The organism is Streptomyces prasinopilosus, from assembly GCF_001419695.1.
Classification (GTDB): domain Bacteria; phylum Actinomycetota; class Actinomycetes; order Streptomycetales; family Streptomycetaceae; genus Streptomyces; species Streptomyces prasinopilosus.
In genome coordinates, this window is record NZ_LIRG01000306.1 from 1 (window position 1) to 9,417 (window position 9,417).

Here is a 9,417-nt window from a genome sequence, read left to right on the forward strand (position 1 = left end):
CCGGCCGCGGGGCCGGACAGGACGGTCTCCGCGTGGTGCACGGTGCCCCGCCCGCCTCCCGGTGCCCCCGGTGCTCCGGGTGCTCCGGGAGGCGGGCGGGGCACCGTGCACCACGCGGAGACCGTCCTGTCCGGCCCCGCGGCCGGCGGCGGAGGCACGCCGGCCCCGGCCGGCCGCCGGCGTACGGCTACCCGCCGCAGCCGGCCGGGCAGCCGACGGTCGGCCCCGGGTACCAGGCCGTGCTGCGCTACCGCGCGCAGGACGGGTCCGAGCAGCAGCTGATCCGGCGTTCGGCGCCGGGCACGCCGCACCCGGAGTGGCAGATCTTCCACGAACTGCGTGCGATGAACGTGCCGCCGGACCAGGTGCTGGAGCTGCACACCGAGTTGGAGTCGTGCGAGCTTCCGGGCGCGTACTGTGCGCGGATGATCCGGGAGCAGTGGCCGCAGGCCCGGATCACGAACATCGCCCCGTACGGCACCGACCAGGCGAGCCGTCAGCAGGGCATGCAGCAACTGCTCGCCCACCAGGGTGAGCTGCATCAGGTGGCGGACGGGCCCGCCCGGCCGGCGCCGGTGCGCGCGCCGCTGACGCCGGTGCAGCCGGCGCCGCCGGTTCCGCCGGAGGCCGTCGCGCAGGAGATGGCGGGGGCGTTCGGGCCGGGGGTGTTCCGGTTCGAGCAGCAGGCGGTGTCCCGGCAGGGCGTGCCGCCGATCGTGGCGCACACGCTGGTGGTCGCCGGACTGCCTCTGGACATGGGCCCGTTCTTCTGGGCGCAGGCCCAGCCGGGGCGTCCGGTGCCGACGCTGGCGGAGCTGGCCGCGGAACGGGGTGTGCGGCCGGCCTCGGACGCGGGCTCGTACCTCGTCATGGGCAGCGACTTCGGCAAGGCGGTCTGTGTGCAGTACGGCACGGCGAACATCGTCGCGGTGCCGGTGGAGGCGGGACCGGGCGGTGCGCCCGTACCGCCGCAGTTCGTGAACACGGGGCTGCCGGAGTTCGCCCGCTGCCTGGCGTTGCTGGGGCGGATGTGGCGGCTGCGGTTCGGTCTGAACCAGGAGCAGGCGGGCCGCTGGACCGTCGACTTCCAGATGCAGCTGGCGGCGCTGGACCCCGCGGCGCTCGGTTCGCCGGAGAGCTGGTGGTCGGTGCTGCTGGAGCAGATGTGGGACGGACTGCTGTGAGCGGCCCCCGCCGCCGTTGACGCGGACGCTCCCGCGGAGGGTGAGGAGCCGGGCCCGGTCGGACACCTGTGTCCCGGCCGGGCCCGGCCGCATGCCGGGGTCCGATCGCGCGCCGGAGTCCGGCCGCATGCCGGGGTCCGATCGCGCGCCGGAGTCCGGCCGCATGCCGGGGGCAGCCGCGTGCCGGGGTCCGGCCGCATGCCGGGGGCAGCCGCGTGCCGGGGTCCGGACGCGCGTCAGGGGCCGGGGGCCGCGGAACGGCGGGTGACGCCGTGTCAGGGTGCGGGCAGGCGGCGGATGTAGCTCGCTCCCGGGCGGCCGTCGACGACGGTGTCCGCCACGCGGACGAAGGCGCTGCGGGTGAGGACGGCCGCCGAGGCCGGGTTGTCCAGGGTGGTGACCGCGGTGAGGACCGTGAGGGAGTAGCGGGCCCGGGCCAGGTGGCAGGCTCGTGCGACGGCCACCGTGGCCACGCCCCGGCCGGCCGAGCGTTCCCCCACGCGGTAGCCGAGTTCCGCCGAACCCTCCGCCGCGTCGATCAGGTTCACCCGGCCCGCGAGGTTCCCGCTCCCGTCCAGGACGACGTGGAAGTGGCAGGTGCCCGCCTCCTGTTCGGCCAGGAGGGACGCGTGGCGGGCGGCGAAACCGGCCGGTGTGAAGTAGGCGTCCCCCCGGTCCGGTACCGAGCGGGCGAAGTAGGCGCGGTTGTCGCGTTCGAAGGCGAGCAGGGCGGGCGCGTGCTCGGCGCGGAGGCGTTCCAGGGTCACCATGCCCGAAGGGTAGGGAACGGCCGTCCCCCGGGCACCGGGATTTCCGCGGGTGCGGGGGAGGGGGGACGCCCCGCCCCGGCTGCGGTGACCGGCCCCGCGCTTGACCCTCACGCGGCGGAAGGGTGCAGGCTGACCGGGACCCGGGGACGAGGCGACCCCGAGAAGTGCTCCGCCTGACGGTGGAGAGCCCTTAGGGGTACCTCCGTACTACGGCTCGGGGAGGGGTCGTACCGACGGAGGACGAGAAGGGGCGGGGGCGGTCCTTAACCTGGCTTTACGCCGCTGGGGGGCGGCGGAACACACCTTCGGGGGTGGGGTTTTCCCCAGGAGAAGACTGCGCCGGGCACCAGGGCGCCCGGCCTTCCCCGCCGCCAGACTGAAGCACGTCGAACGAACACGCACGAGACGGCCGCCGGACACGAGGACGGTCGCCCCGGCACCGCCTTCCCATCCGCTGACCGACATAGGAGACTTACCGTGACATCGGCTGTGACCCTTCCCAAGCACGGAGGAACCGGTGGGCGTACGGCCGTTGCCGCGCGGGCGCGGCAGGTCGTGAAGGCGTACGGGTCCGGTGAGACCCGCGTCGTCGCCCTGGACCACGTCGACGTGGACATCGCCCGCGGCCGGTTCACCGCGATCATGGGCCCCTCGGGGTCCGGCAAGTCCACGCTGATGCACTGCCTGGCCGGGCTCGACACCGTCACCAGCGGGCAGATCTACCTGGACGAGACCGAGATCACCGGGCTGAAGGACAAGAAGCTCACGCGGCTGCGCCGGGACCGGATCGGGTTCATCTTCCAGGCGTTCAACCTGCTGCCGACGCTCAACGCCCTCGAGAACATCACGCTTCCCATGGACATCGCCGGCCGCAAGCCGGACCGGCCGTGGCTGGAGCGGGTGGTGGAGACCGTGGGGCTGGCCGAGCGGCTGAAGCACCGGCCCACCCAGCTCTCCGGCGGTCAGCAGCAGCGGGTGGCGGTGGCGCGGGCGCTGGCGGCCCGGCCGGAGATCATCTTCGGTGACGAGCCGACCGGGAACCTCGACTCGCGTGCGGGTGCCGAGGTCCTCGGCTTCCTGCGCCGCTCGGTCGACGACCTGGGCCAGACCATCGTGATGGTCACGCACGACCCGGTCGCCGCCTCCTACGCGGACCGGGTGCTGTACCTCGCCGACGGCCGCATCGTCGACGAGATGCACCAGCCGACGGCCGAGCAGGTCCTGGACCGCATGAAGGACTTCGACGCCCGGGGGCGCACGTCATGACCGTCCTGAAGACCTCGCTGCGCAACTTCCTCGCCCACAAGGGGCGGATGGCGCTGTCGGCGGTGGCGGTGCTGCTGTCGGTGGCGTTCGTGTGCGGCACCCTCGTGTTCACGGACACGATGTCCACGACGTTCGACAAGCTGTTCGCGGCCACCGCGTCGGACGTCACGGTCAGCGCCAAGGACGCCTCCGACGGCGGCGAGACGACCTCCGACAACGGCAAGCCGCCGGTCGTACCGGCCTCCGTGCTCGCCGACGTGCGGGACGTGGAGGGGGTGGAGTCGGCGGAGGGGGCGCTGCACTCGACCTCGCTGACCGTCGTCGACGGCGACAAGGAGAGCCTCTCGCCCACCAGCGGCGGGCCGACCATCGTCGGCAACTGGACCGCCAACGACGCCCGCACCATGGAGATCACCTCCGGTGCGGCGCCCGAGGGCCCCGAGCAGATCATGGTCGACGCCGACACCGCCGACAAGCACGGCCTGGAGCTCGGTGACGAGATCGGCGTGATCAGCGTGGTCGGCACGCACACCGCGAAGATCTCCGGCATCGCCGACTGGTCCGTCACCAACCCCGGCGCCGCGCTCTTCTTCCTGGACACGAAGACCGCCCAGCAGGTCCTGATCGGTGAGAGCGGCGTCTTCACCAACGTCAACGCCACGGCCGCCGACGGCGTCAGCGACGCGCAGCTGAAGAAGGACGTCACGGCCGCGCTGGGCGGCGACTACAAGGTGCTGACCGCGCAGGAGAGCGCGGAGGCCGGCCAGAAGGACGTCGAGGGCTTCATGAGCGTCATGAAGTACGCGATGCTCGGCTTCGCCGGGATCGCGTTCCTCGTCGGCATCTTCCTGATCATCAACACGTTCTCCATGCTGGTCGCCCAGCGCACCCGGGAGATCGGCCTGATGCGGGCCATCGGCTCCTCCCGCAAGCAGGTCAACCGCTCGGTGCTGATCGAGGCGCTGCTCCTGGGCGTCGTCGCCGCCGTGGTCGGGCTGCTCACCGGTGTCGGCATCGGGGCCGGACTGCGGGCCCTGATGGGGACGTTCGAGGCGACCGTGCCCGCCGGCCCGCTGGTGGTCACGCCCGGCACCGTCGCCACGGCGTTCGCGGTCGGCGTCCTGATCACCATGCTCGCCGCGTGGCTGCCCGGCCGCCGGGCCGCGAAGATCCCGCCGGTGGCGGCGATGAACTCCGTGCACGCCGGTGCGACCACCAAGTCGCTGGTGCTGCGCAACACCCTGGGCGCGCTCTTCTCGGGCGCCGGCGTCGCGGTGGTCCTCGCGGCCACGACGATGGACGGCTCGGACGGCCAGGTCCCCATGGCCCTCGGCGCGGTGCTGCTGATCATCGGCGTGTTCATCCTGACCCCGCTGTTGTCCCGTCCGCTGATCGCCGCCGCGGCGCCGGTGCTGCGCTTCTTCGGGACGCCCGGGAAGCTGGCCCGGCAGAACGCGGTGCGCAACCCGCGCCGTACCGCCGCGACCGCGTCCGCGCTGATGATCGGGCTCACCCTGATCACCGGGATGACGGTGGTGGCGGGCAGCCTGCAGAACGCCATCGACAAGATGGCCGCCTCCGCGATCAGGGCCGACTACGTGGTGTCGATGGCGAACGGCAACTGGCTGTCGCCGGACGTCGCACGGACGCTGGAGCGGTCCGACGGCGTCACCGCCAGCAGCCCGCTGCGCAACGCGCCCGCCCGCTTCGACGGGCAAACGGTGTTCCTGACCGGCGTCGACGGCTCCTCGATCGGCGAGCTGACCGACTTCCCGGTCCGCGACGGCGCCTTCGAGGTGGCCGGCACGCGGATCGTCGTCGACCACGGGACGGCCGGGGACCACGGCTGGAAGGTCGGCTCGGACTTCACCCTCACCCACGAGAACGGCGGGAAGCAGGAGCTGACGGTCGCCGGGATCTACGAGGGCAACGAGATGTTCCGCGGCATCATGCTCGACCTCGCGGCCCTCGCCCCGCACCAGCCGGACCCGATCGACATGCAGGTCATGGTGAAGACCTCCGGCGGGGCCTCCGACGCGGCGAAGGACCGGCTGGTGGAGGCCCTCGGCACCAACCCCGCCATCAAGGTGCAGGACAAGAAGGACATCTCCAACGAACTGGCGTCCATGTTCACGCTGATCCTGAACATGGTCTACGGGCTGCTGGCGATGGCCGTGCTCGTCGCGGTGCTCGGCGTCGTCAACACCCTGGCCATGTCGGTGTTCGAGCGCTCCCAGGAGATCGGCATGCTCCGCGCGATCGGCCTGGACCGCGGGGGCGTCAAGCGGATGGTCCGCCTGGAGTCCCTGGTGATCTCCCTGTTCGGCGGGGTGCTCGGCATCGGCCTGGGCGTGTTCTTCGGCTGGGCGGCCGGAGAACTGGTGGGCTCGAGGATGGCGACGTACGAACTGGTCCTGCCCTGGGGCCGGATGGCGGTCTTCCTGCTGCTGGCCGGCGTCGTGGGCGTGCTCGCGGCCCTGTGGCCCGCCCGGCGGGCGGCACGGCTGAACATGCTCCAGGCCATCAAGGCGGAGTAGCGGCGCGGCGGTGCGGAAGGGCGGGGCGCGGGCCCCGTCCCGGTGGCGGTCACCGGGGCGGGGCCCGTCGCCGTGCCTGCCGCGCCGTGCCCCGGCCGTGCCGGGGAGCGGGGCGGCGGTGGTCAGTTCCAGGTGCGGGCGCGCAGGGGCAGGCCGGAGGCGCCGGACCCGGGGGGCTTCACGGCCAGGATCTGGTTGACGCCGAGGCGGTTGCGTTCGAAGGCGAGCGCGGAGGCGGCCATGTACAGCCGCCAGACGCGGGCCCGGCCCGGCCCGGCGAGCGTGACGGCCCGGTCCCAGCCGGCCTCCAGGTTCGCCACCCAGCGGCGCAGGGTGAGGGCGTAGTGCTCGCGGATCGACTCGACGTCGCGCGTCTCGAAGCCGGCCCGCTCCAGCAGGGACACGGTGGTGCCGAGTGCGGCGAGTTCGCCGTCGGGGAAGACGTAGGCGTCGATGAACGGGTTCAGTTCGTAGTCCCTCTCGTCCCGGTGCGGGCGGCGTGCGATCTGGTGGTTCAGCAGCCGTCCGCCGGGCACGAGGAGACGGTGCAGAGCGGTGGCGTACTCCAGGTAGCGCGGGGAGCCGACGTGTTCGGCCATGCCGATCGAGGAGATCGCGTCGTAGGGGCCGTCGGTGACGTCACGGTAGTCCTGGACGCGGATCTCGACCCGATCGGTGAGCCCCTCGCCGGCGACGCGCTTGCGGGCGTACGCGGCCTGTTCCCGGGAGAGCGTGACGCCGACGACGCGCACGCCGTGCTCGCGGGCGGCGTGGACCGCCATGGAGCCCCAGCCGCAGCCGACGTCCAGCAGCCGCCGGCCGGGCGTCAGGCCGAGCTTGCGGCAGACGAGTTCGAGTTTGTCGTGCTGGGCCCCTTCGAGGGTGGCCCGCGGGGGCGGGGCGGGCCAGTAGGCGCAGGAGTACACCATGGACGGACCGAGGACGAGTTCGTAGAAGTCGTTGCCGACGTCGTAGTGGTGGCTGATGGCGCGCCGGTCGCTGCGCTTGGTGTGCAGGCCGCGACGGGGCCTGCGGATCTCCTCCGGGGGCGGGCCGGGCGGCAGCGGCGGACCGGCCAGCGCGACGAGGCCGCGGACGGCCGCCCGGGTCTCGGGGTCGCGCAGGGACCGGGCGGGGGTGGGGGCGTCCTCGCCGCGCTCCCAGAGGAGGCCGGCGACGAGGGCGAGGGCGGCGTACAGGTCGCCCTCAACGTCCAGGTCGCCGGACACCCAGGCGCGGGCGAGGCCGAGTTCCCCCGGTTTCCACAGCAGGTGGCGCACGGCGCGGCGGTTGCGTACGACGAGGACCGGGGCGTCCGGCGGCCCGGCCTGCGATCCGTCCCAGGCGCGGACGCGCAGCGGGAGCGGTGTGCCCGTCAGCTGTTCGACGAGGTCCTTCAGCCGCGGGGCGGCGTCTGTCATGGTGTACACCTCCGATGGGGCGTCCCCGGCCCGGACGGCGCCGGGGCGCGGGCCCAGGCTCGGGGAGGGCCGTGGCCCGGCATGTCGTCACCACGTAAACACCTGAGGGGCGCGCCGTGGTCCTCGGCGCGCGTCACGAGGGGGTGAAACGCCGGAAGGGCCGCCCGCACCACGGATGGCGGGCGGCCCTTCCGGGAGCCGGGGACGGCCCGGCCGGTGGCCCGGAGTCCGGTGCCCGGCGCGGGAGCGCCGAACGGGACGCGGACCGGACGGACCGGAGGATCGGGCGATCGGAGGATCGGGCGGACCGGAGGTCGCCCGGCCGTGTGCGGGCCCGGGGGCCTGCGGGCCGGGCGACCGGCGGTCGGTCGGCCCGGCGTCAGGAGGCGTTGGCCTTCTCGGCCGTCTCCTTCTTGGCGGCCGCGGGCAGCGGCGCCGGCTTCGCGGCCTCGTAGAACTCGTCGCGCGGGGACTGGATCGCGCCCAGCGAGACGACCTCGCGCTTGAGGAACACGGCGAGCGTCCAGTCGGCGAAGACGCGGATCTTGCGGTTCCAGGTCGGCATCGCGAGACCGTGGTAGCCACGGTGCATGTACCAGGCGAGCCGGCCCTTGAGCTTGATCTTCACCTTGCCCACGACGATCATCGCGACGCCCTTGTGCAGGCCGAGGCCCGCCACGGCGCCCTTGTTGGCGTGGCTGTACTCCTTCTGCGGGAAGCCCCGCATGCCGGAGACCACGTTGTCGCCGAGGACCTTGGCCTGGCGCAGGGCGTGCTGGGCGTTCGGCGGGCACCAGGCGTTCTCGTTGCCGGCCTTGCGGCCCACGAGGTCCGGCACCTGGGCGTTGTCGCCCGCGGCCCAGATGTAGTCGGTGCCGGTGACCTGGAGGGTCGGCTGGGTGTCGACGTGGCCGCGCGGGCCCAGCGGGAGGCCGAAGCGGGCCAGCGCCGGGTTCGGCTTGACGCCGGCCGTCCACACGATGGTGTTGGAGTCGACCTCGAGGCCGTTCTTCAGCACGACGTGGCCGTCGACGCAGGAGTCCATGGAGGTGGAGAGGTAGACCTCGACACCGCGGCTCTCGAGGTGCTCCTTGCCGTACTTGCCGAGCTTGGGACCCACCTCGGGGAGGATCTTGTCGGCGGCGTCGACGAGGACGAAGCGCATGTCCTCGCGGGAGACGTTCCTGTAGTACTTGGCCGCGTCCCGGGCCATGTCCTCGACCTCGCCGATGGTCTCCGCACCCGCGAAGCCGCCGCCGACGAAGACGAAGGTGAGCGCCTTGCGGCGGATCTCCTCGTCCGTGGTGGAGTCGGCCTTGTCGAGCTGCTCGAGGACGTGGTTGCGCAGGCCGATGGCCTCCTCGATGCCCTTCATGCCGATGCCCTGCTCGGCGAGGCCGGGGATCGGGAAGGTGCGGGAGACCGCGCCCATCGCGATGATCAGGTAGTCGAAGGGCAGCTCGTAGGCCTCGCCGACGAGCGGCGCGACCGTGGCGACCTTGCGGTCCTGGTCGATGGTGGTGACCCGGCCGGTGAGGACCTCCGCCTTGGGGAGCACGCGTCGCAGGGGGACGACGACGTGCCGCGGGGAGATGTTGCCGGCGGCGGCTTCGGGCAGGAAGGGCTGGTAGGTCATGTACGACCGCGGGTCGACGACGGTGACGGTCGCCTCGCCGTAACGCATCTTCTTCTGGATGCGCCGAGCTGCGTACAGGCCTACGTACCCACCGCCTACTACGAGGATCCTGGGACGCTCCGTGGTGCTCATGCCATCGAGTATCCACCCGCCCGAGGGGGCACGTTCGTGCGCCCCTTCACAAGCTTGCCCGGCGGTCGTGTTACACTTCCCGGCTTTTGTGATCAAGCCCATGCCGGGAATCGGGAACCACGACCATGCGCGACCCGTTGTCAATGCCGCGTGAGCTGCCTCTCTTCGGTTCCGGTGACGCTGTGAGCCCTCTCGCGGGGCCCTAGGGGCGACCACCCGGCCACCGGCCGCCCCCACCTTCTGAACATGTTCAAAGTGGTCCAGGGGGTCCGAAAGGGTCAACCGGACCCAGTTCTTCGACCTACCGGGGCAATTTCCTTGTGAAGAACTTCACGAACCTTTCCGCCGACGGCCCCCGAAAGGGCCGGTCGGCCCCTTCCCCCAGCCGCTCAAACGGTATCCATCCTGCTCAGCGGAGTGCCGCCGGCACCCGGCGGGGATGCCCCGCGCACGCGACTCCCCCCGGTCCCG

At 72.6% G+C, this 9,417-nt stretch carries 5 protein-coding genes and 1 pseudogene; 3 read left to right on the plus strand and 3 right to left on the minus strand.

Translation table 11 applies throughout. The features are described 5' to 3' along the window. Positions 1 to 1,184 (plus strand): annotated as a pseudogene (locus AOK18_RS13835) (SUKH-4 family immunity protein); the annotation flags it as partial. A 275-nt stretch (positions 1,185 to 1,459) separates the two neighbouring features. Here AOK18_RS13835 and AOK18_RS13840 read toward each other — a convergent pair. Further along, entirely contained in the window at positions 1,460 to 1,954 is a 495-nt protein-coding gene (locus tag AOK18_RS13840; RefSeq protein WP_055694550.1) for a GNAT family N-acetyltransferase, read from the minus strand. Positions 1,955 to 2,431: 477 nt separating this feature from the next. On the opposite strand from AOK18_RS13840, the gene AOK18_RS13845 reads away from it, so the two are divergent. Beyond that, positions 2,432 to 3,220, plus strand: coding sequence for an ABC transporter ATP-binding protein (locus tag AOK18_RS13845; RefSeq protein ID WP_055694551.1), 789 nt, complete (start codon positions 2,432 to 2,434; stop codon positions 3,218 to 3,220). Beyond that, positions 3,217 to 5,757: an ABC transporter permease gene (locus AOK18_RS13850; RefSeq protein ID WP_055694552.1), complete on the plus strand. Its 2,541-nt coding sequence runs from the start codon at positions 3,217 to 3,219 to the stop codon at positions 5,755 to 5,757. Before AOK18_RS13845 ends, AOK18_RS13850 begins: the two co-directional genes overlap by 4 nt. A gap of 122 nt (positions 5,758 to 5,879) precedes the next feature. Here the strand turns inward: AOK18_RS13850 and AOK18_RS13855 are convergent, their stop codons facing one another. Beyond that, positions 5,880 to 7,178 carry an SAM-dependent methyltransferase gene (locus AOK18_RS13855; protein WP_055694553.1) on the minus strand — a complete coding sequence of 433 codons (1,299 nt, stop codon included), beginning with the start codon at positions 7,176 to 7,178 and terminating at the stop codon, positions 5,880 to 5,882. Positions 7,179 to 7,557: 379 nt separating this feature from the next. Further along, complete coding sequence (locus AOK18_RS13860; RefSeq protein WP_055571326.1) at positions 7,558 to 8,946, minus strand: NAD(P)/FAD-dependent oxidoreductase; 1,389 nt, start codon at positions 8,944 to 8,946, stop codon at positions 7,558 to 7,560. Between the last annotated feature and the right edge of the window lie 471 nt (positions 8,947 to 9,417).

Excerpts from the sequence above, each read along its gene's own strand:
- AOK18_RS13855 (WP_055694553.1), bottom strand. The coding sequence starts at position 7,178 with ATGACAGACGCCGCCCCGCGGCTGAAGGACCTCGTCGAACAGCTGACG.
- AOK18_RS13860 (WP_055571326.1), bottom strand. The coding sequence starts at position 8,946 with ATGAGCACCACGGAGCGTCCCAGGATCCTCGTAGTAGGCGGTGGGTAC.
- AOK18_RS13840 (WP_055694550.1), bottom strand. The coding sequence starts at position 1,954 with ATGGTGACCCTGGAACGCCTCCGCGCCGAGCACGCGCCCGCCCTGCTC.
- AOK18_RS13850 (WP_055694552.1), top strand. The coding sequence starts at position 3,217 with ATGACCGTCCTGAAGACCTCGCTGCGCAACTTCCTCGCCCACAAGGGG.